30 protein-coding genes and 1 other RNA gene are annotated in these 23,766 nt (G+C 41.5%); 21 read left to right on the forward strand and 10 right to left on the reverse strand.

The features are described 5' to 3' along the window. Positions 1-282 precede the first annotated feature (282 nt). The gene (gene groL, locus Q4B79_RS04760) at positions 283-1,914 is read right to left on the reverse strand and encodes a chaperonin GroEL (protein ID WP_303085285.1); all 1,632 of its coding nucleotides are present in this window, start codon (positions 1,912-1,914) and stop codon (positions 283-285) included. 58 nt (positions 1,915-1,972) lie between these two features. Further along, a complete protein-coding gene (groES, locus tag Q4B79_RS04765; RefSeq protein ID WP_303085286.1) occupies positions 1,973-2,260 on the reverse strand; it encodes a co-chaperone GroES in 288 nt (95 codons plus the stop codon). Between the two features lie 234 nt (positions 2,261-2,494). On the opposite strand from groES, the gene der reads away from it, so the two are divergent. The 8 genes from der (at position 2,495) to Q4B79_RS04805 (ending at position 8,257) form a co-directional block, all read left to right on the forward strand. Then, positions 2,495-3,913: a ribosome biogenesis GTPase Der gene (der, locus tag Q4B79_RS04770; protein ID WP_303085287.1), complete on the forward strand. Its 1,419-nt coding sequence runs from the start codon at positions 2,495-2,497 to the stop codon at positions 3,911-3,913. Then, positions 3,913-4,215, forward strand: a complete 303-nt coding sequence (locus Q4B79_RS04775; protein ID WP_303085288.1) for a BrnT family toxin — start codon at positions 3,913-3,915, stop codon at positions 4,213-4,215. The genes der and Q4B79_RS04775 overlap by 1 nt, the downstream gene beginning before the upstream one ends. Continuing rightward, a complete protein-coding gene (locus Q4B79_RS04780; protein ID WP_303085289.1) occupies positions 4,205-4,453 on the forward strand; it encodes a hypothetical protein in 249 nt (82 codons plus the stop codon). The genes Q4B79_RS04775 and Q4B79_RS04780 overlap by 11 nt, the downstream gene beginning before the upstream one ends. A 6-nt stretch (positions 4,454-4,459) precedes the next feature. Then, positions 4,460-5,218 carry a hypothetical protein gene (locus tag Q4B79_RS04785; protein WP_303085290.1) on the forward strand — a complete coding sequence of 253 codons (759 nt, stop codon included), beginning with the start codon at positions 4,460-4,462 and terminating at the stop codon, positions 5,216-5,218. Then, the gene (locus tag Q4B79_RS04790; protein ID WP_303085291.1) at positions 5,215-5,832 is read left to right on the forward strand and encodes an aminotransferase class IV; all 618 of its coding nucleotides are present in this window, start codon (positions 5,215-5,217) and stop codon (positions 5,830-5,832) included. The genes Q4B79_RS04785 and Q4B79_RS04790 overlap by 4 nt, the downstream gene beginning before the upstream one ends. A gap of 507 nt (positions 5,833-6,339) precedes the next feature. Next, positions 6,340-7,551, forward strand: coding sequence for an RtcB family protein (locus Q4B79_RS04795; RefSeq protein WP_303085292.1), 1,212 nt, complete (start codon positions 6,340-6,342; stop codon positions 7,549-7,551). Between the two features lie 3 nt (positions 7,552-7,554). Continuing rightward, the gene (locus Q4B79_RS04800) at positions 7,555-7,998 is read left to right on the forward strand and encodes a hypothetical protein (protein WP_303085293.1); all 444 of its coding nucleotides are present in this window, start codon (positions 7,555-7,557) and stop codon (positions 7,996-7,998) included. Between the two features lie 16 nt (positions 7,999-8,014). Then, positions 8,015-8,257, forward strand: coding sequence for a hypothetical protein (locus Q4B79_RS04805; protein ID WP_303085294.1), 243 nt, complete (start codon positions 8,015-8,017; stop codon positions 8,255-8,257). 131 nt (positions 8,258-8,388) lie between these two features. Here the strand turns inward: Q4B79_RS04805 and Q4B79_RS04810 are convergent, their stop codons facing one another. From Q4B79_RS04810 to Q4B79_RS04830, 5 genes are read right to left on the reverse strand one after another with little or no spacing between them, the layout of a single operon-like run. Next, positions 8,389-9,129, reverse strand: a complete 741-nt coding sequence (locus Q4B79_RS04810; protein ID WP_303085295.1) for a ribonuclease HII — start codon at positions 9,127-9,129, stop codon at positions 8,389-8,391. A 16-nt stretch (positions 9,130-9,145) separates the two neighbouring features. After that, positions 9,146-11,038 (reverse strand): FAD-dependent 5-carboxymethylaminomethyl-2-thiouridine(34) oxidoreductase MnmC, encoded by a 1,893-nt coding sequence (gene mnmC / locus Q4B79_RS04815; RefSeq protein WP_303085296.1) that lies wholly within the window; start codon positions 11,036-11,038, stop codon positions 9,146-9,148. A gap of 4 nt (positions 11,039-11,042) precedes the next feature. After that, entirely contained in the window at positions 11,043-11,483 is a 441-nt protein-coding gene (locus Q4B79_RS04820) for a hypothetical protein (protein WP_303085297.1), read from the reverse strand. Next, positions 11,480-11,782, reverse strand: a complete 303-nt coding sequence (locus Q4B79_RS04825; protein ID WP_303085298.1) for a YciI family protein — start codon at positions 11,780-11,782, stop codon at positions 11,480-11,482. The genes Q4B79_RS04820 and Q4B79_RS04825 overlap by 4 nt, the downstream gene beginning before the upstream one ends. Before the next feature lie 23 nt (positions 11,783-11,805). Then, positions 11,806-12,432: an inner membrane-spanning protein YciB gene (locus Q4B79_RS04830; RefSeq protein ID WP_303085299.1), complete on the reverse strand. Its 627-nt coding sequence runs from the start codon at positions 12,430-12,432 to the stop codon at positions 11,806-11,808. A gap of 506 nt (positions 12,433-12,938) precedes the next feature. Between Q4B79_RS04830 and Q4B79_RS04835 the strand changes: the two genes are divergently transcribed. The 13 genes from Q4B79_RS04835 (at position 12,939) to Q4B79_RS04895 (ending at position 20,831) form a co-directional block, all read left to right on the forward strand. Next, entirely contained in the window at positions 12,939-13,760 is an 822-nt protein-coding gene (locus tag Q4B79_RS04835; protein ID WP_303085300.1) for an ABC transporter substrate-binding protein, read from the forward strand. A gap of 70 nt (positions 13,761-13,830) precedes the next feature. Next, a complete protein-coding gene (locus Q4B79_RS04840; RefSeq protein ID WP_303085301.1) occupies positions 13,831-14,658 on the forward strand; it encodes an ABC transporter substrate-binding protein in 828 nt (275 codons plus the stop codon). A gap of 50 nt (positions 14,659-14,708) precedes the next feature. Beyond that, positions 14,709-15,066, forward strand: a transfer-messenger RNA (tmRNA) gene (gene ssrA, locus Q4B79_RS04845). A gap of 190 nt (positions 15,067-15,256) precedes the next feature. Then, entirely contained in the window at positions 15,257-15,511 is a 255-nt protein-coding gene (locus Q4B79_RS04850; RefSeq protein ID WP_303085302.1) for an Arm DNA-binding domain-containing protein, read from the forward strand. Between the two features lie 7 nt (positions 15,512-15,518). Further along, on the forward strand, positions 15,519-15,953 hold the full coding sequence (locus tag Q4B79_RS04855) for a hypothetical protein (RefSeq protein ID WP_303085303.1): 435 nt from the start codon (positions 15,519-15,521) through the stop codon (positions 15,951-15,953). Further along, positions 15,913-16,056 (forward strand): hypothetical protein, encoded by a 144-nt coding sequence (locus Q4B79_RS04860; RefSeq protein ID WP_303085304.1) that lies wholly within the window; start codon positions 15,913-15,915, stop codon positions 16,054-16,056. The genes Q4B79_RS04855 and Q4B79_RS04860 overlap by 41 nt, the downstream gene beginning before the upstream one ends. After that, on the forward strand, positions 16,053-17,099 hold the full coding sequence (locus tag Q4B79_RS04865; protein WP_303085305.1) for a terminase TerL endonuclease subunit: 1,047 nt from the start codon (positions 16,053-16,055) through the stop codon (positions 17,097-17,099). The genes Q4B79_RS04860 and Q4B79_RS04865 overlap by 4 nt, the downstream gene beginning before the upstream one ends. A gap of 95 nt (positions 17,100-17,194) precedes the next feature. Beyond that, positions 17,195-17,374 (forward strand): hypothetical protein, encoded by a 180-nt coding sequence (locus Q4B79_RS04870; protein WP_303085306.1) that lies wholly within the window; start codon positions 17,195-17,197, stop codon positions 17,372-17,374. Then, positions 17,337-18,161, forward strand: a complete 825-nt coding sequence (locus tag Q4B79_RS04875) for a hypothetical protein (RefSeq protein WP_303085307.1) — start codon at positions 17,337-17,339, stop codon at positions 18,159-18,161. The genes Q4B79_RS04870 and Q4B79_RS04875 overlap by 38 nt, the downstream gene beginning before the upstream one ends. Before the next feature lie 67 nt (positions 18,162-18,228). Beyond that, positions 18,229-18,861 (forward strand): HK97 family phage prohead protease, encoded by a 633-nt coding sequence (locus tag Q4B79_RS04880; RefSeq protein WP_303085308.1) that lies wholly within the window; start codon positions 18,229-18,231, stop codon positions 18,859-18,861. After that, positions 18,858-19,373, forward strand: a complete 516-nt coding sequence (locus Q4B79_RS04885) for a hypothetical protein (protein ID WP_303085309.1) — start codon at positions 18,858-18,860, stop codon at positions 19,371-19,373. The genes Q4B79_RS04880 and Q4B79_RS04885 overlap by 4 nt, the downstream gene beginning before the upstream one ends. Then, positions 19,363-19,668 carry an N-acetylmuramidase domain-containing protein gene (locus Q4B79_RS04890; protein ID WP_303085310.1) on the forward strand — a complete coding sequence of 102 codons (306 nt, stop codon included), beginning with the start codon at positions 19,363-19,365 and terminating at the stop codon, positions 19,666-19,668. The genes Q4B79_RS04885 and Q4B79_RS04890 overlap by 11 nt, the downstream gene beginning before the upstream one ends. A 539-nt stretch (positions 19,669-20,207) precedes the next feature. Continuing rightward, positions 20,208-20,831: a DUF4760 domain-containing protein gene (locus tag Q4B79_RS04895; RefSeq protein WP_303085311.1), complete on the forward strand. Its 624-nt coding sequence runs from the start codon at positions 20,208-20,210 to the stop codon at positions 20,829-20,831. Between the two features lie 50 nt (positions 20,832-20,881). On the opposite strand, the gene Q4B79_RS04900 is transcribed toward Q4B79_RS04895, so the two are convergent. The 3 genes from Q4B79_RS04900 to Q4B79_RS04910 all read right to left on the reverse strand — a co-directional run bounded on the left by Q4B79_RS04900 (position 20,882) and on the right by Q4B79_RS04910 (position 23,602). Further along, a complete protein-coding gene (locus Q4B79_RS04900) occupies positions 20,882-21,445 on the reverse strand; it encodes a hypothetical protein (protein ID WP_303085312.1) in 564 nt (187 codons plus the stop codon). A 185-nt stretch (positions 21,446-21,630) separates the two neighbouring features. Next, the gene (htpX, locus tag Q4B79_RS04905) at positions 21,631-22,548 is read right to left on the reverse strand and encodes a protease HtpX (RefSeq protein ID WP_303085313.1); all 918 of its coding nucleotides are present in this window, start codon (positions 22,546-22,548) and stop codon (positions 21,631-21,633) included. A 247-nt stretch (positions 22,549-22,795) separates the two neighbouring features. Beyond that, positions 22,796-23,602, reverse strand: coding sequence for a lytic transglycosylase domain-containing protein (locus Q4B79_RS04910; RefSeq protein ID WP_303085314.1), 807 nt, complete (start codon positions 23,600-23,602; stop codon positions 22,796-22,798). Between the last annotated feature and the right edge of the window lie 164 nt (positions 23,603-23,766).

The following is a 23,766-nucleotide window of genomic DNA, read 5'->3' on the forward strand; positions in this document are numbered from 1 at the left end:
TTAATGACACTTTATCGCCTGAGAGAATTGGCGATGGTCGGTGTTTTTTTATCAATACCGAAGTGGGGTGGTACACCTTATTTACGGTGCTTTGAGTAATGTGAAAATACCTAAACAGTCCATGAAGTTGTGCTGATTTTACCCCCCCCCCCCCCATTTGTCAAGCAAAAATGAGCCAACATAAAACAACCAAACCCATAAATCGAGCAGATGGATCAGTCAAATATCCAAAAAAATCCCCCAAACCATCGGCTTGGAGGACTTTGAGGATTGTATGGAGGATTACATCATGCCACCCATACCGCCCATACCGCCACCCATTGGCATGGCTGGTTCGTCTTTTGGAATGTCGGTAATCATCACTTCGGTGGTCAGCATCAAGCCTGCCACAGAAGCTGCGTTTTCTAGGGCAGAGCGAGTTACTTTGGCAGGGTCAAGAATACCCATTTCAAGCATGTCGCCATATTCGCCCGTAGCAGCGTTGTAGCCGTAGTTACCAGAACCGTTTTTAACTTGGTTAACAACCACACTTGCTTCATCGCCAGCGTTCGTTACGATTTGGCGAAGTGGTGCTTCGATGGCACGGCGTAGGATGTTGATACCTGCGTTTTGGTCGTCATTGTCGCCTTTTAGATTTTCAAGTACAGACAACGCACGCACCAAAGCTACACCACCGCCTGGTACGATGCCTTCTTCTACTGCCGCACGGGTAGCGTGTAGGGCATCATCGACACGGTCTTTTTTCTCTTTCATTTCGGTTTCGGTGGCAGCACCCACTTTAATCACCGCCACACCACCAGAAAGTTTGGCAACACGCTCTTGGAGTTTCTCACGGTCATAGTCAGAAGTTGATTCTTCGATTTGACGTTTAATGGCTTCTACACGGCTGTCAATTTGGGCTTTGTCGCCTGCACCGTCCACAATCACGGTGTTTTCTTTGCCTACGGTGATTTTTTTGGCAGTACCCAAATGCTCAATGCTGGCAGTTTCAAGTGATAGACCCACTTCCTCAGAAATCACAATACCGCCTGTCAAGATGGCGATGTCTTGGAGCATGGCTTTACGACGGTCGCCAAAACCAGGAGCTTTAACCGCACAAGTTTTTAGACCGCCACGCAAGTTGTTTACCACCAAAGTCGCCAATGCCTCGTTTTCTACATCTTCGGCAATGATAAGTAGCGGGCGAGAGGTCTGCATGACTTGTTCAAGCAATGACACGATTTCACGGATATTGCTGATTTTTTTGTCCACCAGCAAAATGAATGGATTATCAAATTCGCAAGTTAGGCTGTCTTGCTTGTTGGCAAAATAAGGACTGATATAGCCACGGTCAAACTGCATACCCTCAACAACTTCTAGGGTGTCCTCAAAGCCCGAACCCTCTTCTACGGTAATCACGCCTTGTTTGCCGACTTTTTTCATAGCCTCACTGATAAGCTCACCGATTTTGGTGTCGGAGTTGGCTGAGATTGAGCCAACTTGGGCGATGGCTTTAAAGTCATCGGCTGGGGTAGATAGGGCGTGGATTTGCTCAACAACGGCACGGGTTGCCTTATCAATACCACGTTTTAAATCCATAGGATTCATGCCCGCCGCAACCGTTTTCATGCCCTCTACCAAGATGGCTTGGGCAAGCACGGTGGCGGTTGTCGTGCCGTCGCCTGCTACGTCATTGGTCTTGGAGGCGACTTCACGCACAAGGCTTGCACCCATATTTTCAAATTTGTCTTCTAGCTCAATCTCTTTGGCAACCGACACACCATCTTTGGTGATGGTAGGAGCACCAAAAGATTTGTCAATCACAACATTGCGACCTTTTGGACCCAAGGTTACTTTGACAGCGTTAGCCAGAATGTTTACGCCATCAATCATTTTTTCACGGGCAGATACGCCAAATTTTACATCTTTTGCCATTGTTTTTCTCTCCAAAAAGGTTTAAATTTCGGTAAGGTGGTTTGGGTTTTGGGGCAAATTATTCAAGTACGCCCAAAACATCGCTCTCTTTCATAATGAGTAGTTCTTCGCCATCCACTTTGACGGTTTGACCTGCGTATTGACCGAACAACACTTTGTCGCCCACTTTGACATCTAGGGGACGCACCTCGCCATTATCACGAATTTGACCTTTGCCCACTGCGATGATTTCGCCTTGTTGGGGTTTTTCTTGGGCAGAACCTGGCAGAATGATACCGCCTGCGGTTTTTTGCTCTTCTTCGGTACGGCGAACCACGATACGGTCGTGTAGGGGACGAATTGACATAAATTTCTCCATTAAATGATAAAAGACTGGTTAATCCAGATTGCTTGTAAAAATAGGGTTTGGGTGGAAATTTTCAAGGCAAACGATGATGTTGTGTTGATAATTTGATTTTAATTTATTGATTTTATTAAAAAAATTATATTTATTTTGATTGATTTACCCACTATGAAAACGCATGAAAATTTATGCTATAATAACGAGTTTAATCAATTTAAATAAAATCTCGAGAAAACCATGTCCCTAAAACCTGTTGTCGCCCTTGTCGGTCGTCCCAATGTCGGCAAATCCACGCTGTTTAATCAGCTGACCAAATCCCGCCAAGCCCTAGTCGCAGACTTGGCAGGCTTAACCCGAGACCGTCAGTATGGCGATGTCTATTTTGAGGAAAAATCGTTCATCGTGGTTGACACGGGGGGCATTGGCGAGGCAGATGACGGCACGGGCAACATTGATGATTATATGGCGACACAGTCATACACCGCCATGCATGAGGCGGACATCGTGGTGTTTGTGGTGGACGCACGGGCAGGACTGACCCCAAGTGATGAGCAGATTGCCAAGTTTTTGCATACGCTTGGTAAACCTGTGTTTTTGGTCGCCAACAAAACGGACGGCGTGCATGAGGCGAGCGTGGCAGAATTTTTTGGGCTTGGGCTTGGTGAGCCTATCCCCACGAGTGCCAGTCATGGTAAGGGGGTAACAAGCCTACTTGAAATCATCACGGCAGACATGCCAGCCATAGAAAGTGTGGACGAGACAGCGGACGCGCTAAAACTTGCCATCATCGGTCGCCCCAATGTCGGCAAATCCACGCTGGTGAATCGCCTTTTGGGTGAGGAGCGTGTGGTGGTGTTTGATATGCCCGGCACAACGAGGGATAGTATTTATATTCCTTTTGAGCGGGAAGGTTATCAGTATACACTCATTGACACAGCGGGCGTGAGACGGCGTGGACGCATTGATGAAAAAGTAGAAAAGTTTAGCGTTATCAAGACCTTACAAGCCATTAAAGATGCCAATGTCGTGGTGCTTGTGGTGGACGCTCACGAGGGGATTGTTGACCAAGATTTGCACATGCTGGGCTATGCTCTGGACGCTGGGCGGGCGATTGTGATTGCCATTAACAAATGGGATAATCTCACCCAAGAGCAAAAAGACATCGTCAAAATTGAAATGGACAGACGTTTTAACTTCATTCCTTGGGTAAAAATTCACCTGATTTCTGCCCTATATGGCAATGGCGTGGGTAATCTGTATCCGTCCATTCATAAGGCGTACGATGCGTCTATGTTTAAGGTGTCCACCTCTCGCCTGACGCAAATTCTCCAAGATGCGGTGGAAAATCATCAACCACCAATGGTGGGTGGTCGCCGTATCAAACTTCGCTACGCCCATTTGGGTGGGCATAATCCGCCCGTGATTGTCATTCACGGTAACCAAACTTCGGCTTTGCCTAAATCTTATCAGCGTTATTTGGAAAATGTTTATCGCAATGTGTTTAAACTCGAAGGTACGCCTTTGCACATTGAATTTAAACAAAATGACAACCCTTATAAAGATAAGAAAAATCCCAAAGTGGTCAATAAAGCCAAAGCCATGCGTGAGAAAAAACGTATTGCTGAGTTTAAGAAAAGAGAGAAAAAGAGAAAGTAATGCCAACGCTATTTAAAAATGGTGTTTATTTTTATTGGAATGACAATAAATTTAAATTGGTGTATGATAATAGAGAAGTCAGCTTTGATGAGGTAATTTCGGTATTTGATGACCCCTATCAATTAACCAATATTGATAACCGTTTTGATTATGATGAACTTCGTATGAGAACGGTCGGTATGTCCAATCAAGGTAGATTATTGGTGATAGCGTGGGTACAAACTTCTGATGATGAAATTACCATTATTACTGTATTTAAACCTGCTCACACACAATTAAAGGAGTATCAACATGCAAGATAAACCAGTAAAAGAAATTGAAGTGGCGGATTTTGTGGTAACTGCCAAAGATAATGTCATGCCAAGTGTATTGGTACGTTATAACGCCAATAAAAATACAGAACCTGCACAAAGCAAAATGCAGAATGATAAAATTGGTGATTGGTTTGATGATGATGTGCTAAACATTTTATTAAATTTACCCAAAACCAGTAAAGATAGACAAATTATCAATGGTCTTATTCGGGCGGTTTACGCTTAAAATCCCATGTTTAAAAAAATCCGTATTCTTATCCTGCTTTGTATTTTGCTTATCGTAGCGGTAAATAGTATCCGTGATAAAAGCCATGATTGGAAAAAACCCGTCTATGTCGCTATTTATCCAATTAACATCGATAATTCGCCTGTGGTGGATAATTATATAAAAACTTTATCCAATGATGATTTTAAGGAAATTGACGATTATTTAAATGCCGAAAGTAAAAAATACGGTAAAACGGCAAACATCTATTATCGTCTGGGGGCAACCGTCAGCGAATTGCCCCCTGTTGTGCCTAGAAATGGCGGTATCATGGATGCAATGATTTGGAGTTTGAAATTTCGCTATTATGCCTATAAAAATGGGAGCGATGTGGGCGTGCCGACCAATTTACGGTTATTTTTGCAATTTCACAACCCTGACAAAAAAATCATTACCGAAACTTCCACCGCCCTACAAAATGGGCGGATTGGCGTGGTCAATCTATTTGGCATGACTCAAAAAACCGCCAATAACAATGTTGTCATTGCTCACGAAACCCTCCACGCCTTTGGAGCAAGTGATAAATATGATGTGTCAAATGGCATTCCCATTTATCCGCAGGGCTATGCCAATCCCAATCAAAATCCCCTGCACCCCCAAAAGCAAGCTGAACTTATGGCGATGCACATTCCGACTACTCAAACGCAATTTGAAATGGCACGAGAGTTAAAACAAACCGTTATTGGGGAAATGACCGCCCAAGAAATTGGCTGGGTGGAAAAATGACAATCACGCTATTTGAAACCTTAGCCATTAAAAACAAGCAAATTTTAAACTTATCTTATCATAACGACCGTTTTAAAAAGGGGCAAGTTTTTTTAAATTGTAAAAATCTTATTGATGATATTGCGACTTTAATTAACATTCCCACACATTTTGATAACGATAAGTTAATCCGTGTACGAGTTACTTATAATAAAAGTGATATTAAAGTAGAATATTTTGATTATACACCAAAATCCATTTATTCTTTTAAAGTGATAGAATGTAATGACATTGACTATTATTATAAATATGATGATAGAAGTGTATTAAATACATTATTATCCCAAAAAGAAACTTGTGATGAAATTATCATTATAAAAAATGGTTTTGTTACTGATTGCTCTATTGGTAATTTATTATTTTTAAAAAATGGCATTTGGTATACGCCTGATACGCCTTTATTAAACGGCACACAAAGGGCGTATTTATTGGATAATAATAAAATTAAGCTGGCAAGCATTAAAAAAGACGATATCTGCCATTATGAAAAAGTGATGATGATAAACGCCCTAAATCCTTTTGATGAGTGTGGGGCGGTAGACGTTGCTCATGTTATTCACGATGATTTATCATAAAAATAAGTTATTTATTTATAAATTATGATAACTTATTTTCATTTATAAAAATCGCCATTTTTATTTAAAAACTGCTTGACTTTTTATTTTAAACATTTATCATATACACATTCATCGTGCTAAGGCACATTTTATCCACCCAAACAGCAATAGGAGTAAAAGATGTCTGTATTTTCTTACACACTAACAAGACAAGCCGTTTTGACTGTTTGGGCAATTCGTTTGTGATTTTTATTTAATTTCACACCCACTTTCAGACGGTGAAAGCCTTTATTATCAAGGCTTACGCCGTTTTTTATTGCCCAAATTTCATCTCTTAAAGTCCTTTTCGGCTTTGCTTTTCCAATTCATTGATTTATGTCATTTTTATGATTAAAAATGATTGGGGAAGTGTTGTCTTTTAATTATTAAAATACCAAAAATTCATATTTATGGTAATGGGATTTTATTGTCTGTTGATTTTTATTTTTTTTAAAATCCCAAATACCAAAACAAGAGATTTTTATTATGCCAATCCAACTAACTTTAAACAAAAATGCCAAAATCGGTAAAGGCGTTCCTGTCAAAATTTTTACAAACGACATTGAAGACGATGCCATTCGCCAACTGCGAACGCTGTCGCAAATTCCCTTTATTCATTCGCACATTGCCGTAATGCCCGATGTGCATATCGGCAAAGGGGCGACCGTGGGGAGCGTGATTCCTACCAAAAACGCCATTATCCCGTCCGCCGTTGGTGTGGACATTGGCTGTGGTATGAATGCGGTGCGGTTGTCTATCAAAGGCTCGCAACTGCCTGATAATCTTAGCAAAATCCGCTCGGCAATTGAACAAAAAGTCCCTGTCGGCTTTAATCAGCACCAAAGCATTTCGGTCAAAATGAGCACCCTTGACCCGCTCGCCATTCGCCTGAAAAAAATCACCGACAAGCACAAAGGCTTATTAAAAATGCTCCGTAATTTTGACCGCACTTGGGCAAAACAGCTTGGCACGCTGGGTGGGGGCAACCATTTTATTGAGCTGTGCGTGGACGAAAATGACGATGTCTGGGTAATGCTCCATTCGGGCAGTCGGGGCATTGGGGCGTGCATTGGCGAGTATTTTATCACCCTTGCCAAAAAAGAATGCGAGACCCGTCTGGGCTATGTGCCTGATAGGGAGCTTTCGTATTTTGCGATGGGCTCGGACAGTTTTGATGACTATATTGAAGCCCTAGGGTGGGCTCAGGATTATGCCTATGAGAACCGCAAGGAGATGATGAGACTTATTTTAAATGTCTTAAAAAATGAATTGCCCCATTTTGTGCCGACCCGCGAGGCGATAAATTGTCATCATAATTATGTCAACCAAGAGACGCATTTTGGCGAACAAGTGTTCATCACCAGAAAAGGGGCGATTAGTGCCTATGACGGCGAGCTTGGCATTATCCCCGGCTCTATGGGAGCGAAGTCGTATATCGTGCGGGGTAAGGGCAACAGCGAGAGCTTTTGCTCGTGTTCGCACGGGGCGGGGCGTCGGCTGAGTCGGGGCAAGGCGATTCGGTCGTTTACGATTGATGATTTAAAAGCTCAAACCGCAGGCATTGAATGCCGAAAAGATAAAGGCGTAATGGACGAAATTCCAATGGCGTATAAAGACATTGATACGGTAATGGCAAATCAAAATGATTTGGTGGAAGTGGTGCATACGCTAAAACAAGTGATGTGTATTAAGGGGTGAACTATGGTAATTCAATTTGTAGAAGCGTCTAAACCATTATTGCAAAAAGAAAGCACTTATATATTTTCTAAGTATTTTGATGCTTATACAGATATGTTGCAAAGTGTTGAATTTTGTTATAAACAAAATAATGATACTTATTATTTTATTTGTGCAACTTATTATATTGAGCTGTTATTGAATGGTTTGGCGGAAATTTCTCCAATAAATCCGTGTCAATTATTGTCAGATTATCTTGATAATTGTCGTGATTTGGATTTTGAAAATCCTGAACAATCAATTATTTATGATAAGGATAATTTTATGCAAAACATTCAATTATTTTTGGATAGCGAGAAAATCTATCAAGATTTTTGGTGTAAAGATAATTTGATTGCAGTTTGCAACGATTTGATTGAATTTGTGCAATTAAGTAAAAATTATACATTGATTGTGCAGTATGGTTAATTTAAAGGAAAATGTTATGAAACCTAAAACCCAAAAATCTCTAATTAAACTTGGCGAACAATTAGAAAAAAATCCTAATTTAATCGCCCAGTCGCAAAAACCCATTAAACCCAGAAATTATCTTGCCCTAAATCCGCTATTACAAAAAGGCGGATTGCACGATAAAGACGATGTCGCCCTTGCCCGCAAAAAACAAAGACGGCAATGTAAGCAAGATTTAAGGCGAACGGATTGGTTGAAGGGGGTGGAGTTGGATTGAATTTTGAAGTCAAGGGCAAGCGTAAGGTGTGTATTACGCACTGTTTGGGGCTTAGGCTTTTAAATGGTGCGTGGTACGCACCTTACTGATGTTTATTTAAAGATTAAAAAGTTAAATTATTTTGATAATGATTAAAACAACTCCCCCTGCCCATTTTCTAACATCGTCCGCATGGGGTTAAAACTTTTGCGGTGTTCTTTTAATATGCCATATTGCATAATCGCATCACGATGAGTTTTGCTGGCATAGCCTTTATGTTTATCTATCTGATAATCAGGATAGATTTTGGCAAATTCATTCATGGCATTATCACGATGTACTTTTGCCAATATGCTGGCACAAGAAATGGCGGTGTGAATACTATCGCCTTTTATGAGTGTTTGGATATTGTTTTGATATGTTTTAAAATCATCTGATAATATTGGCGTGGCATTACCATCAATTAAAATGGTCAAATCATGATTGGCGGTAATTTGATTGAGAGTGATGAGTTTTTCAATCGCCAAACGCATGCCTAATAAAGTCGCTTGATAAATGTCAATCTCATCAATAACAAAAGCAGGAATATCAACGATGACATAACTTTGACAATGCTGTTTAATGGGGTCAAATAATTGGGTTCGTTTTTTCTCAGATAATTTTTTACTATCATTGATGAATGAAAGGGGAGTATGAGTTAAATCAATTTGTCCAAATTCGCCCGTCAGATGATTGTCCAAAATCACCGCCCCCACCGTCATTTGTCCAAATAATGACCCCCGCCCCACTTCATCAATACCAATCACAATGGTATCGCTGTTTAATTCATGATTTTTATGGCAGATGATAGAACAGTCATGGGTGTGAGTATTTTGGGTATGGGCTTTTGTCATGGTGTAGTTATGGTATCTAATGATTTTGGTCAATGGGTGTTTGTAATCTTGGACGGTGTGGATTTAATTTATTAAGTAGATTTTGAGAAATGGGTAGTGGCTCATCAAATATTTGGGCAACCAAAATATCTGCACACAATGGAGCAAAACAAAAGCCCTTTGAACCCATGCCATACAGGCTATAAATTCGGCTATTTTGTTCGCCAGTTTTACCCGCAACTTTTCCGACTAGGGGGTGATAATCAGGCGTTTGGGCTCGAATGCTGGCACGCCCCTCTAAATCATTGATGTTGATATTTAATTGCGTGGAGATGTTGGGCAAACTTTGGGCTAATTTATCCAAATTAAACTGATGTTCATCAGCTCGTACGCTCATGTCCGTATCATTACGCACAAAACTTGCCCCCATTAAAAATACCGTATTATTATTTTGGGTGAAAGTGGCACAATAACCGTCATATTTAATGGGCGTTTTTAAGGATTGGGTTAATTCGGCGGATTTGTCGTTGATATTCAGCCATGAAACTTGTCCACGAATTTTTCTGGGATTAAATAACTCATCATGCAATAAATAACTTTCAAACCCTGCACAAATCACCACGATGTCTGATGAATGTTGTTCGGTGTCATTGCCGATAATGACTTTATCATCATCTTGATAAATGCTTTTTACATTAAATTGTTTAAAGTTTATCAAAGGGTGTTTTAATATACAATTTGCCAATTTTGCCGTATCAATCAGCCCTGCTTTGGCAATAAAAGTATTGATGATTTGCTGATTAAAATCCTCATTATCCGAATTAAACTCACCATTAAAAAGCTGAATAAGTTCATCAGGATAATCTTTAACCAAACTTGCCAATTTCTCATGGGATTTTTGGGTGGGGAGCATAAAATCGACCACGCCCGTTTGTGTAAAAATCTCATCATCAGCAAGGGTGTTTAGCGTGCGATAAATCCGCTCACTGTACAAAAAACTTATCGTGGATAAATGGTGGGCGACTTCGCTGATTTGCGTGAGCTTGGGGGCGAACAGGGCTTTGGGGTTGCCTGACGCACCTGCGAGCGGGGCGGTTTTGTCCACGAGTGTAACAGCAACGCCACGACTGGCAAGGGCATGGGCGGTAAATAGTCCTGACACGCCAGCCCCGATGACGGTGGCGGTTTTGGGCGTGGGTGTGGGGGCGAAGTCGCCTGTAAAATGGGCGGTTATCATTTCTCGCTTACGCCCAAAGCCTTTGATTTTTTGGACATTCATGCCAATACCTTGTAAGGCACGGCGAACCGCTCCGCTACTGGTAAAAGTGGCAAGGGTGGCGTTGGGCTTGGATAAGTATTTGATTTGATTAAAAATATCATCAGACCACAGCTCGCCATTTTTGGCAGGGGCAAAACCGTCCAAAAACCACGCATCGGCTTTGGCGTGCATGAGCTTAAAACTTTCCAAAGCGTCCCCAAACCACAAATCCAGCACGATGTTGCCAAAATGCAAACGATGACAACCTGCCAACGCCAAAGGGTAGTTTTGGATTAACGCATGGATAATGTGAGCGTTATCGTCATTTTGCCAGACGGCTAGGGCTTGGCGTAAATCATCTTTGGTGAGTGGGTATTTTTCTGTACTGACAAAGTATAGGCGAGCGGACGGCGGAGCAACTCTTTGCCAAAGCTGACAGGTAGCAAGAAAATTGAGCCCCGTGCCAAAGCCTGTTTCCATGATGATAAAGGATTGATTGGGTTGCAAATTGGCAAATCGCTCGGGCAAATGATTGCTCTGTAAAAAGACATAATCCGTCTCGGCAAGTCCGCCCGTTTTTGAAAAATAGACATCGTCAAAGAGGGTTGAGATGGGCGTAATGTTACCCAGCTCGTCTGTTTGCCATGTGATGTCAGCATTTGTTAAGCTCATGATTTTACTGCTTTTTGTTGGCAAGAATCCATGCTAAACCAAATCCTGCTACAAACGACATAAAGGTACTGACCGCCCCATAGAGAAACAATTGCCCGCTTCTTTCGTTGACTAGGACGTTTACCTGTGTGGTTAGCTCATCAATACGCCCTTGAAGTTCAGAATTTTTGGCGAGCAAATCCATGTTGGCTTGGGAAAGTTCGCTCTCATTAGGGTCTTGTAGATCTGCCAATGTGGGAGCGTCGGTGTCGTGAGGATTTTTGGGAATGGGCTGGGCAGGAGCTTCTTGGTCTGCATCCTCTTGGTTGGTTGTCTCTTGGCTTGTGGCGTCTTGTTTTTTTGGTTCTTGGGCGGTATTTTGGGCGTACGCACCAGTTGCCATACACAAGCACAACAAGGAAGCCATCAAGGTGGTTTTCGGAAAATACTTGGTTTGATTATTCATGATGATGTTTGGGGTAGGGCTTGAATAAAAGGTTTGATGTCCACATGGCTATACACACCACCGTGCAAATATGGCTCATCAGCGACCCACGCTCTTGCTTGTTCAATGTCATCAAAATGAGCGATGACAAGACTACCGCTCATGGCAGGCTCGCCATGATTGATGGGGGTAGGACCTGCGATGACAAGGCGGTTTTGGGCATCTAAGGCGGTCAATCGCTCTAAATGAGCAGGGCGAATCTCAGCTCGTTTGGCGGTGCTGTCCGCCACGTCATGTCCGATGATGGCAAATAAAGGCATAAAGTTTCCTCAACATAGTGGGGTTATTTTTTAGCGGCGTTTTCGTCTAATTTTAGGTGCTTTCTTAAAACGACAAACATCGCAATCATAAAAGTTATCATCACAATCATATCGCCAAAAGCGGTAAACTCGCCCCAGTATTCGCCCCCCATAAAGACAAAGGCAAAAAAGGCGTGCAAACTTGCCATGAGTACAAAAAATCCTGACCACGTCCAGTTGAGTTTTTTCCAACCTGATGGCGAAAGCTCAAAAATGGGGGCAAATAACTTTTGAATGGCGGATTCTTTGTTGCTTAAAAATAAGGGCGATAAAAAAAGTGCGATGGCAAAACCAAGATTAATCAGTACCGCTTTTAGGCGGATATAAAAGTCGTCTCTTAGTGCCAGCGTCAGACCGCCAAATATTACCGTCATGGCAAGTACAAAAATTTGCTGTTTTTCTAGGCGAAATTTTTGATTGATGAATAAAAATCCATAAACCGCCAGTGTTGCCAGCGTAAGCCCTGCGGTGGCAACGATGATGTGATTATTGCTGTCCCCCCCTGTGAGACCAAAAAATGCCAGCAGGGGGTGGTTTGGGTCGGTCTTATTTGTGGTCTTGTACAGATAAAAAAACACAATCAGTGGTATGTAATCAAGCAGGGCTTTCATGATGTTCAAACATAATAAAATCTGCCTATTTTACACGTTTTTGGCATAAAAAGCAAAATTTGCCAAACCACACATGAAAGTTTGACCGTTGTTTTTTGATTTATTGCAATTTGTTTACAACCATTCATAATAAATTGGATGTTATTTAAATGAAATGGCATTATTTTTTAAAATTATATTTGTTAAATCCATAAAATGATTATTGAATTATTTTTTATATGTATTAAAAAGTTATTTTAATAAAAACAAAGAAACATATTTTTATTAAAATATACTAAACAGTGAATTAATCAAATTATAAAAAATGTAATATTTTCAATGAGTTATAAAAAAATTCCATAATTTTATTAATAGATTTTTTTTGTAAAAATTTTTAATTTATTGTATTGATAATTTAAATTTTTTGAGGTATGATTATTGGCGATTATAGATATGTGTGGTTTATAAAAACCATCTTTCATTTATAACAAAATTAACATATGCTTAATAAAACATTGAGAAATTTTATGAAATGCTCTACTAAAAAATACACTTCACTGGTAAAATTTGGTGCTGTGATTGGCATGGTTACTCTAACGTCTGTACTGTCTGCCTGTGGTAATGAGGCGGCTGCCAAATCCGATGATGCACAACTTGAAAACAAAACTTTAAAGGTTGCGGTAGGTGGCAACATGCCTCCCTTTACGTTCATTGATAATAAGGGCTTACCTATCGGCTTCGATGTTGATGTTATCACACACATCGCCACCAAAAATGGCTATGAGGTCAAATTCAACATTTTGCCATGGCAGGATTTATTTTCATCGGTAGAAAAGGGCGATAGTGATGTGGCTTTGTCGGCGATTTCTTACTCTGTTGAGCGTGAGGGTAAGTATCTACTAAGTAACCCTTATGTGTACATGCCTGCTGGTATCTTGTCGTTGGAGCAAACAGGTGTTACGTCAGTGGCAGACCTAAAACCCTTGCGTTTGGGTATGATGCCAAGCTCGGTATTTATGGAATTTGCAACTACGCACGGCATCAACCAAACTGTGGTCAAGGAACGGATATTTTTGAGTTTCAAAGACTTGGTGCGTGGCGATGTCGATGCCATCATTTCTGACAAACAGATTGTTGGTTATATTGCTAATAATTATCCTGATTATAAATTTAATATTTTAGAGCATGGCGATGTCAATGACAAAGGGTCTTATGCAGTGGCACTTACCTCAAAAAATCAAACGGCACTCATACAGATGTTCAATACAGGCATTGCCGACATGAAAGCCTCAGGCGAGCTTGCTCGTCTTGAAAAGAAATGGTTTGGAGATACCACAAAGGTTCAGTAAAATTAATGAGCATGAATGTGGGCTTGGTTTGCCCAAGTCCATAAATTTTAATCAAGTATAAGGAGATATGATGAAATCCTCTCGTGCAAAGTATGCGTCGTTTTTAAAATTCGGTGCTGTGATGGGTGTTGTTGGTATGGCAGTTCTTTTATCTGCCTGTGGCGATGAGGCAGACACCAAAGACAGAGTGGCACAACCTGAAAATAAAACCTTAAAGGTTGCGGTAACTGGCAATAGAGCCCCCTTTACATTTGTGGATAACAAGGGCTTACCTATCGGCTTCGATGTTGATGTTATCACACACATCGCCACCAAAAATGGCTATGAGGTCAAATTCAACATTTTGCCATGGCAGGATTTATTCCCATCGGTGGAAAGTGGTGGTAGTGATATGGCGATTTCTGCCATCTTATATTCTGTCGAGCGTGAGGGTAAGTACCTACTATCCAATCCTTATACGTACATGCCTGCTAGCATTTTATCACTAGAAAAAACAGGGATCTCTTCGGTGGAGGATTTAAAGCCCTTGCGTTTGGGTATGTTATCGGGTTCTATTTTTCAAAATTTTGCCAACGCTCATGGTATTGACCAAGTGGTATTTCAAAGTAAAAACTTCTTGACTTTTAAAGACTTGGTGCGTGGTGATGTCGATGCCATCATTGCTGGTAAGCAGATTGTTGGACATATGGCGGATAATTATCCTGACTATCAGTTTAATCTTTTGGAGGCTGGCGATATTAACGATAAAGGCTCATACACAGTGGCACTTGCCTCAAAAAATCAAACGGCACTCATACAGATGTTCAATACAGGCATTGCCGACATGAAAGCCTCAGGCGAGCTTGCTCGTCTTGAAAAGAAATGGTTTGATAATAGCAATAATGCTCAAACCCAATAAAAGTAGATGGACTTGATTTTTGTAATAAAATTTGCTAAAATCAAGTCTCTGGGGATGTTCTGGCTTCGACGCTGGTAATGAAACCTAGTAGTGCATGTCAAGAGCGTATGTCTCTTGTAAATCAACGTACATTTAAAATAGTCGCAAACGACGAAACTTACGCACTAGCAGCCTAAGGGCTACTTGGGTCGGTACAGATTGCCTTTGGTCTGGTTACTCACCCCGATGCGAACGCACAAAGGATAGCTTGATTTAGCGTTGCGATGAATTAGGCGAACTTTTAGCAAATCGTCCAAGCCTACCTGACTGTCGGTTCGGTGCGGATTAAAGCCATAGACAGATTCTAAGCATGTAGAGCCATGAGCGTAGTGCTGGCGGACGCGGGTTCAACTCCCGCCATCTCCACCACCTATCAAAATCACTAAAAATCATCAAGTATTTTTAAGCGTCATAAACCATCAAAAAAGCCTTGTAAATCAAGGCTTTTTTATTGTCTTATTGTATCTCATAAAGTCATCGTGTATCATAGTAAATCAACGAACATCAAACGATTTTACACACACGGCGACACACAGCCACACACGAGATACACACACCAATGCTCACCGATAACAAAATCAAAGGGCTAAAACCCACCGAAAAACGCTACTCGCTATCAGCAGGCGAAGGCTTATCCATTGATGTCATGCCAACAGGTCGTAAGTCTTGGGTACTAGAATACACCGCCCTTGGCAAACGAAAACGCAAAAAGTTAGGCGAATACCCCGCCGTCAGTCTCAAACAAGCCCGAGAGCTTGCCAATAAAATCAAAGGCAATGCAGGACTAACGCCCCAATCCAACTTACACGCTTGATTATTTGTTGGATAATTTCGCCCAAATCAAAGACATTGGCAAAATCACCAACAAAATCTATGACATTACCAACGCCATAGAGATGACCAAGACCCATTTTATCGGCATGGTTGGTAAAGAGCTTGCCAATGCGTGGCTGTTTAGCGGTAAGCAAAAGACGATAGACCGCAAAATCGTCCGCACCGAACAAGCCGAAGTAACCGCCAAAGAGTACAAAGACATCTTTGAGCAGTACTGGTACATCCAAGGCACCAAAGAAGTGTTTAATTTTAAGACAGGCAAACGCCAGCCGATAGAGACACTTCGCCTAGAATACCCCAATGAGTTCGACATCTGGAACAAATCCGAAAAACGCCAAAAAGTAGAATCGCATAATATTTGGTTTGACCCCACCAAACGCCGTGTCGCCCAGCCGTCGCCAGTATTATCGTCTGCCATTTGATACTGCCATTACCAACATCATCAATCACATCACCGCCATTGCCAAAGTCGTCGCTGGTAAAGTCCAAGCCCAGCTCGGAAAAAACTTTCAAGCAGGCTATTGACAGAGCCGCCAGCAGGCGTTTTCAAAGAAAAATTAGACTACGCAAGGGGCGTACGAGACGGCAAGATTGACGACCCAAGATTTTTGCCTGTATTGTACGAGTTTCCCCAAAGCTATATTGAGTCTGGCGAGTATATCCAGCCTGAAAATTGGTATATTACCAACCCCAATCTTGGGGCGAGCGTTGGCGTTGATGAACTTAGCGACATTCTAAGAAAAGCTAAAGAATCCCACGACAAAAACACCCTACAAACCGCCCTTGCCAAACATTTAAATGTGGAAATTGGTATCAGTTTGCGGGCAAACCGCTGGGCAGGAGCAGAATTTTGGGAAAAGGCAGGATGGGCATTTACGCTTGATGAACTCATTGAAAAATCGGAAGTGATTACAATAGGCGGAGACGGTGGCGGTCTCGATGACTTGCTTGGCTGTGCGGTAGTTGGACGGTTGCCCACGCCCAAATACATTTACACCGATGACGGCGGTATTCGCCACGAAGTCAAGCAATGGTGGGTGTGGGTCAAAGCGTGGTGCCACCCGATTGCGTTGGAACGTAGAAAGCAAGACGAGCCTCGTTATCGTGATTTTGAAAAAGATGGCGATTTGGTGGTGGTGGAGAATGTCGGCGATGATGTGGCAGAATTTGCCGACATTGCCAAAAAGATTTTTGACAGCGGTAAACTTGACCGCATTGGGCTTGACCCAGCAGGAGCGGACGATATTGTCATCGCCCTAGAATCCATCGGCATTCCCAAAGACCCCAAAATCACAGGCGTATCACAAGGCTGGAGGCTGGGCGGTTATCAAAAAGTGTGTGAACGCAAAATCGCAAGTGGCGACCTGCTCCACGCAAATCAGCCGTTAATGGCGTGGTGTGTGGGCAATGCACAGGTAAAAACAACGGGTTCTGGCGTGATGATGAGTAAATCAGAAAGTGGCAATGGCAAGATTGACCCTGTCATTGCAATGCTAAACGCTGTGGCATTGATGAGCCAAAACCCCACACCACCAAAGTCGGCTGATGATGTGGGGATTTATTTTTGACTGGCTATACAAAAATGGCTTGATAAAAGGTGTATTGAACTATATAATTATACCGATACACTGATTTATTTTTATTAAAAACAAAAGGAGCGATTATGAATAATCGCACTACCCAAAATACCGAACAAAACCATGCTCATAAACTTGCACAGTTATTTGTAGATTTTGCCCAACATTTACAAACTGATGCCAAACGATTTAATGAAGAGCATAAAGAGACCAAAGAGAGGCTAAAAAATGGCACAAAGCTTACCAAACACCGAATTACTCTTTGATTTTCTGTATGTGGACACTGACCGCATTAAATCCTATTACGCTCAGCTAACAGGCTTTGGGTCTTTATCCAGTTTAAAAATGTCAGACAATACTGTTATGACTCAGCTGAAAGAAGCAACGGTTGGTGTACCTACGGTCACAGGCGGTAAACTATCTCACGCCAAGATGATGACAAATACTGGGGAACGCTACTATGACCCCACACCATCCATGCCAACCGATGTCATCAATCGCCTAGATGAACTTGGGTTTATTAAGCGTGAATTGAGTCGGGATAATTTAGGTAATTTAGTACTACTTTCTGGCGAACTTGGAATTTCAGACATTAGTTTGTTAAAAGACACAATAGACATTATTCTAAGACAAGCCGCTGAAGAAAAAGCACAAGCGGAGCCAAACCCTAAAAAACGCAAACAAATTTACGAACAAGAAGTCAAAGACAATAAACATATTGCCGAATTTTTAAAACATATTCCCTACTCATTAGAAGCACGGCTAATACTTGGTAATGATGAAGTGTGGATGACTCTAAATCGTGATGAAATCATCGGCAACGCTTATGAAATCAACTTTAAACATGGTGATTTTTTGTTGGGTGATTATTATGTGCTCGGCATATTAGATGCAATGCCGAATGATGATTACAGCAACCATCAACACCAAAATGAGTTTAGAGTCGCCATGTCTACCATGCTCCAAGAACTAAAAGCACTCATGGGGAGACCTAATACTTGCTACGGCGTAACACCAATTGCAATATTTAGAACAATTAAGCCAAATAATTAATTTTTTTAACTCATGAATCAATCCGCCCTTGTTTAGCAAGTTGGCGGTTTTTTATTGGAAAAAAATAATGACCAAAGCCTACTCAACCCTACAAATCAAATCCGTAACCGATACGGACGATGAACGCCTTATCACAGGTATTGCCACCACCCCTAGCACCGACCGAGATGATGACATTTTAGAGCCGACAGGGGCAAAATTTGCCTTACCAATCCCGCTACTATGGCAACACAATCATAATCAGCCCATTGGCGAAGTGATTTCGGCAACAGTAACAGACAAAGGCATTGAAATTGTTGCCAAAATTGCCAAAATCGCTGATGACGGCAAATTAAAAGAACGCATTGACGAAGCGTGGCAAAGCATTAAATCTGGACTGGTTAAATGCTTATCCGTTGGCTTTAAAATCAAAGAATATAATTATTTGGAAAGCTCGTGGGGACTGCATATCAAAGAATGGGAATGGTACGAACTCTCAGTCGTTACCGTCCCTGCCAATGCGGACGCTGTGATTATCAGTGTTAAGCAAATCAAAGACGCCTTTGATTTACAAAAACAGTGTCTACCGTTACAACCAACCCCAAATCCACCGATTAACCCCATTGCACCACCACCCACCCCAACCCAAACCCAAAAAAGCAACTCGTTAAATGGCGGTGTTGCTTTAATTTTACCCAAAAACGGAGTGAAACTTGTATGAATTACAAAGCACAACTGGCTCAAATCTTAGCCACAATCGCCGCCAAACAAAAGCAAATTGGCGATATTATGACAAAATCAGTCGCAAACGGACACACGCCAAGTGATGATGACGAAGCCACCATCACGGCACTAGAAGGCGAAATCGCTCGCCTTGAAAAGAATGCCGAACGCTTGCAAAAGTTAATCAAATCAGTGGAAACCGCCCCAAATCTGACCGAAATTGGCGGTGAAAATCCAGAACAAGCGGCGGCAAGTGCGACTGGCGAGCGTATCCCCAAAGAGAGTAAAAGCGTGAAAGTAGAATCCAATTTACCAAAAGGCATCGGCTTTGCACAAATGGCTCGTGCCAAAGCCCTATCTAGCAAACTGGCAAGCAAAGGCGACTTTGTGAGTGCTGTGGAAATCGCCAAATCCGCAGGAATGCACCCTGCCGTCATTGCCGAGCTAGAAAAATCGGCGACCGTCACCAAGCCAATTTGGATTTTTAGAATTGGCAAAAATGAGTTTTAGTGGTGTAAATGCAAATAGTCCCTGTACGTTAAAGGCGTGTTCATGGGGGCTAGGGCAAATTATGGGCTTTAATCACAAATTGGTGGGGTTTGACAGTTTACAAACGTTTATCAATGCAATGTATGACAGCGAAAAAGCCCAACTGCAAGCAATGATTAACTTTTTAAAGTCGGCAGGACTTAAAAAAGCGATGAAAAACAAAAACTGGCGAGCGATAGCAAGGAGGTATAATGGCGTGGATTATGAGAAGTTTGATTATCATAATAAATTGGCTCGTGCGTATGAGCGTGCTTAAAAGTGATGGGCGAGTGAGTCGGAATGAGACTTAAAATATTTGTCAATCCCTGTTTTACTTGCTATAATAGCAGGCATATAGTTTAGTGATTGATGGCAACCACACACAGAACCCACACAAAATCAGATGATTTTTAAAAATATCTATAAAAATCAATGATTTATATAAAATAATCAGTGGTCGCCATCTCCACCATACTTTTTCTTTGCAATCAAATATTTAACAGATAACTTAACCTTAGAATTTTACATATGTAAAATTCTGTTTACTTTGTCAAGTTGGTTATGTTAGTATACATACACCATTACATAATAAGAAATGCTCTACATGATAGATGTTAGGGCATTTCTTTCCATCAATCATCTTGTTTTGGAGTTTATTATGGTGATTAGAACTGCTCTAACATTCAAATTTTCAGAAGGTTGGTATGGTAAGTTTCCTGTCATGCCCTCATGCTTTATTGCTTATCCAATATGAAGTACTGGTCGTTTAAACGGTTTGTTGCAATTTGGTTAACTATACTAACTGTGGCAATTCTTATGCCACTACCCAAAAAATTGTACGTTCTACTCAATGTTGAGCAGTGGTCTATTGGCGATTACATTATCGCTATACAGACATTTATTATTGGAATCTCTGCTATTGTTGCCGTTTTCACTATTGTATCAGCTAGGTCTGTCTCTAGAGAAAAGGCAACTTTGGAGATTATTCTTGCAGACAATAAAGATAGAGACTTGATTGAATCCCATTCAGATTTATTGTTGTTTTTAAAAAGCCCAAAAAAATTTTATAAAGAATACAATGATAAAAATGATTTACCTCAATCAGAAGATGTTGACATTATAGACTTGCCTGCAATTTTAAAAAAAGATAAAGACGCCCTAACGCCCGCACAAGAAAACATCATGAGAAAAATGTTAACCGTTCTCAGTCGCCATGAATTTTATGCCATCGGCATTAATAATGGTCTGTTAGATGAGCGTCTTTTTAAGAGAATGAGTTGTTCTAATTTTATCCAGCTTTGGGAACAAGTTAGCCCTGCTGTCAATCAAATGCGTACCCAAAATAATAAAGATACTTTATTTAAAGATTTTGAACTTCTTGCAACAAGATGGAAAGCAAACCCACTTCGTGTGGAGGATATCATTAAAGCCAGTAAGTAGCTTTATGTTTGATATGTAAACACCCACTACATCTAGTGGGTGTTTTGCCATTAAAACGGATTTGTTATCACAGAACCAACTGCATCAGGAAGTAAGAATACACTACCGTCTAAAGGATTGCCCAATCTATTTAATACAAATGGGTCATACACACCTTGTCCACCTGCATATTCTACTGCATAATGCCCCATCACAGAGGATACAGGTGCATTGATAGCCAGTCTGGTTAATGCTCTTTGGAATCGTAAAAAGAATTTAGTAAATACCATTAAACCCAGTCTATTCATATAATCCAAAAACTGATTGGTGGGAATGTCATAGTTAATAAAACTCATCTGAGCTTCATAGATGGCTTTTTCTTTACTCATGCCTTTTTCTAATTGATATTTAACCAATGTATATTTGGTTGAAAAATCACTAAACTGAGTAGCTTCTGATAATAGATTATGTAGCTTAGAACCCTGTCCTACAGTAACTTCATTAAATGCTGTCTGGACTGGCTTAGGAATTAAATCTACATAGCTATCCACTTTCTTTTGTAGGGCAGATTGATAACCAGTATCTTCATTACCCACCAAATCCTCTACAATCGTACTCATTAAACCTGCGTCCATGTATTCTTTTAATGGATTGCGATTTAATGATTGTTCTAAAGTCTTTTTCTCCCTATCAAGTTTAGACTTCTCTTGATTGCTTTTTGTGGTTAAGAGTAGGGCATTAATCTCTTCAATGCGATTGGCTTGTTTGCGTGGTGTTATGAACTAAAAGCCACCAAATAACTGGTGGCTTTGATGTGTGTTTAGTTAGCTGGGAGTTTTTGTAGGGCGGCGACACGCTCATCTAGGGTGGGGTGTGAGCGAAATAGATTGGCGACACTAAACCCTTGTGATTGACCGCTAGAAATGGCAAGAGCTTTCATGCTTTGGGGCATGGTATCAGGGCGAGCTTCGGCAGGGCGAAGAGCGTTTAGGGCACTAATCATCTTATCACGACCAGCAAGTTTTGCCCCCATCTCATCAGCACGAAATTCACGTAAGCGAGAGAACCACATCACAACCGCACTTGCCACAAAGCCAAAGATGATGTCTAAGGCGATGCTGGTAACAAAATATGCCATACCAGGACTGTGACTTTCTTCATCGCTGTTGGCAGATAAGGCGGTATCTACGGCTGAGGCAATGATACGAGCAAAGAACATCACAAAAGCATTCACCACGCCCTGAATCAGAGCAAGTGTTACCATGTCGCCGTTGGCAACATGTCCAATCTCATGAGCAAGTACCGCTTCCACTTCATCGGCAGTCATGGTGTGAAGTAGTCCTGTGGATACGGCGACCAGTGAGGCGTTTTTGTTCCAACCTGTTGCAAAGGCATTGGGCTGGGCATTATCAAAAATTCCCACCTCAGGCATTTTGATGCCGACAGCACGAGCCTGTTTGGCAACGGTATCTACCAGCCATTGTTCAGTAGCATTGCTTGGACGTTCAATAACGACCGTACCTGTGGATTTTTTTGCCATCCATTTTGATAAAAATAGCGAAATCAAAGAGCCTATCATGCCATAGCATAGGCACATGACAGCCAATGAGGTGTATTGTAGTCCACCTGCTCCATGTACACTGCCTAAGCCAAATACCTTAGCGAGTATCAAAAATGTGATGCTTGCCACCAGCATGACAGCGATGTTGGTGAGTAAAAATAAACCAATGCGTAGCACAATTTTTCCTTACAATAAATAGGACGTGTTCCACTTTTATAACACAATTTACGTGCGATTTTTCTCATTTTTAATCGCAATATAAAAGTTTTACACGCCCTAATGCCTAAATGAATGTGAATAGTGGTAGAGTCTGTTATGGGGCGTCAAATAAAAATTTAAAGGGCAAACATCAGCCAGATGCATCCAGTTACCAATCTTAAACAAAAGCACCACACGAGATGGTGCTAATGTAAAATAACTTGGGTTATTTGTAAATATAAATTCGCCCTGAACCGTTGCTAATGTTAGGGTTTTGGGGCGTGGTGGTTTGGGGATTGGTGTAGGTAATACTCACGGTGCTTTGAGTGCCTGCTTGGGTGGGGGTAAAATTTTGGTTCATGGCAAGGTGTGTGCCACCTCCGATAATGCCTGTGTCATGACGATAAAGGCTGGCGTAGCGGTTGTTGACGGATTTTACGTAGTTTTGGGTTTCACGAAACGGAGGAATGCCACCGTATTTTTTGACGTTACCATGACCTGCGTTATAGGCGGCCACCACAAAATCTCGGTTGCTAAATTGGCGTTGTAGCCATGCCAAATACTTGACACCGCCTTCGATGTTTTGGACTGGGTCCCACGCATTTGTTACGCCCATATCACGAGCTGTGCTAGGCATAAGCTGCATAAGTCCCATCGCACCGACAGGAGAGCGGGCGTTGGGGTTGAAGGCAGATTCGGTATGAATGATGGCTTTGACAAGAGCAGGGTCTACGCCATGACGAGCAGCGGCGGCACGGATGAGGTGGTCATAAGCGTTACGGTTGGCACTGCGACTGGGCGTGGCGGCAGTGGTGGGGTTGTAAGTACTTGGCACATCGCCTGAGTGTAGCTTGGTATCTGGGTAATAGGTAACGCTGATTTGGGTAAATTTACCTGTACCGCTAGAATTTTGTTGGACGTTGGTTAAAAACTTTTGTCCATTATTGCCGTCTTCGTATACATAAATAGCACCAGCATTTGCAGTGGTGGCGAGCATGGATAATAATAAGCTGGAAAATAAGGACTTTTTCATGGTATGCTTTTAATAAAAATTTGACCCATTATAGCATAAAACTAGAATAAAATAAACGGCTTAACCCATCAGATGAGCCGTATGAGCGTATAAGATTGTTGGCTTTTGGTAAGTTTATTCATGATTTTTGGGTGTATGTTACGCCAAATACAAAATACCAAAAC

Origin of the sequence: Moraxella sp., assembly GCF_030525845.1 — a bacterium.
Lineage (GTDB): Bacteria > Pseudomonadota > Gammaproteobacteria > Pseudomonadales > Moraxellaceae > Moraxella.

Excerpts from the sequence above, each read along its gene's own strand:
- groL (WP_303085285.1), bottom strand. The coding sequence starts at position 1,914 with ATGGCAAAAGATGTAAAATTTGGCGTATCTGCCCGTGAAAAAATGATT.
- groES (WP_303085286.1), bottom strand. The coding sequence starts at position 2,260 with ATGTCAATTCGTCCCCTACACGACCGTATCGTGGTTCGCCGTACCGAA.
- der (WP_303085287.1), top strand. The coding sequence starts at position 2,495 with ATGTCCCTAAAACCTGTTGTCGCCCTTGTCGGTCGTCCCAATGTCGGC.
- Q4B79_RS04775 (WP_303085288.1), top strand. The coding sequence starts at position 3,913 with ATGCCAACGCTATTTAAAAATGGTGTTTATTTTTATTGGAATGACAAT.
- Q4B79_RS04780 (WP_303085289.1), top strand. The coding sequence starts at position 4,205 with ATGCAAGATAAACCAGTAAAAGAAATTGAAGTGGCGGATTTTGTGGTA.
- Q4B79_RS04785 (WP_303085290.1), top strand. The coding sequence starts at position 4,460 with ATGTTTAAAAAAATCCGTATTCTTATCCTGCTTTGTATTTTGCTTATC.
- Q4B79_RS04790 (WP_303085291.1), top strand. The coding sequence starts at position 5,215 with ATGACAATCACGCTATTTGAAACCTTAGCCATTAAAAACAAGCAAATT.
- Q4B79_RS04795 (WP_303085292.1), top strand. The coding sequence starts at position 6,340 with ATGCCAATCCAACTAACTTTAAACAAAAATGCCAAAATCGGTAAAGGC.
- Q4B79_RS04800 (WP_303085293.1), top strand. The coding sequence starts at position 7,555 with ATGGTAATTCAATTTGTAGAAGCGTCTAAACCATTATTGCAAAAAGAA.
- Q4B79_RS04805 (WP_303085294.1), top strand. The coding sequence starts at position 8,015 with ATGAAACCTAAAACCCAAAAATCTCTAATTAAACTTGGCGAACAATTA.
- Q4B79_RS04810 (WP_303085295.1), bottom strand. The coding sequence starts at position 9,129 with ATGACAAAAGCCCATACCCAAAATACTCACACCCATGACTGTTCTATC.
- mnmC (WP_303085296.1), bottom strand. The coding sequence starts at position 11,038 with ATGAGCTTAACAAATGCTGACATCACATGGCAAACAGACGAGCTGGGT.
- Q4B79_RS04820 (WP_303085297.1), bottom strand. The coding sequence starts at position 11,483 with ATGAATAATCAAACCAAGTATTTTCCGAAAACCACCTTGATGGCTTCC.
- Q4B79_RS04825 (WP_303085298.1), bottom strand. The coding sequence starts at position 11,782 with ATGCCTTTATTTGCCATCATCGGACATGACGTGGCGGACAGCACCGCC.
- Q4B79_RS04830 (WP_303085299.1), bottom strand. The coding sequence starts at position 12,432 with ATGAAAGCCCTGCTTGATTACATACCACTGATTGTGTTTTTTTATCTG.
- Q4B79_RS04835 (WP_303085300.1), top strand. The coding sequence starts at position 12,939 with ATGAAATGCTCTACTAAAAAATACACTTCACTGGTAAAATTTGGTGCT.
- Q4B79_RS04840 (WP_303085301.1), top strand. The coding sequence starts at position 13,831 with ATGAAATCCTCTCGTGCAAAGTATGCGTCGTTTTTAAAATTCGGTGCT.
- Q4B79_RS04850 (WP_303085302.1), top strand. The coding sequence starts at position 15,257 with ATGCTCACCGATAACAAAATCAAAGGGCTAAAACCCACCGAAAAACGC.
- Q4B79_RS04870 (WP_303085306.1), top strand. The coding sequence starts at position 17,195 with ATGAATAATCGCACTACCCAAAATACCGAACAAAACCATGCTCATAAA.
- Q4B79_RS04875 (WP_303085307.1), top strand. The coding sequence starts at position 17,337 with ATGGCACAAAGCTTACCAAACACCGAATTACTCTTTGATTTTCTGTAT.
- Q4B79_RS04880 (WP_303085308.1), top strand. The coding sequence starts at position 18,229 with ATGACCAAAGCCTACTCAACCCTACAAATCAAATCCGTAACCGATACG.
- Q4B79_RS04885 (WP_303085309.1), top strand. The coding sequence starts at position 18,858 with ATGAATTACAAAGCACAACTGGCTCAAATCTTAGCCACAATCGCCGCC.
- Q4B79_RS04890 (WP_303085310.1), top strand. The coding sequence starts at position 19,363 with ATGAGTTTTAGTGGTGTAAATGCAAATAGTCCCTGTACGTTAAAGGCG.
- Q4B79_RS04895 (WP_303085311.1), top strand. The coding sequence starts at position 20,208 with ATGCCACTACCCAAAAAATTGTACGTTCTACTCAATGTTGAGCAGTGG.
- Q4B79_RS04900 (WP_303085312.1), bottom strand. The coding sequence starts at position 21,445 with ATGGACGCAGGTTTAATGAGTACGATTGTAGAGGATTTGGTGGGTAAT.
- Q4B79_RS04910 (WP_303085314.1), bottom strand. The coding sequence starts at position 23,602 with ATGAAAAAGTCCTTATTTTCCAGCTTATTATTATCCATGCTCGCCACC.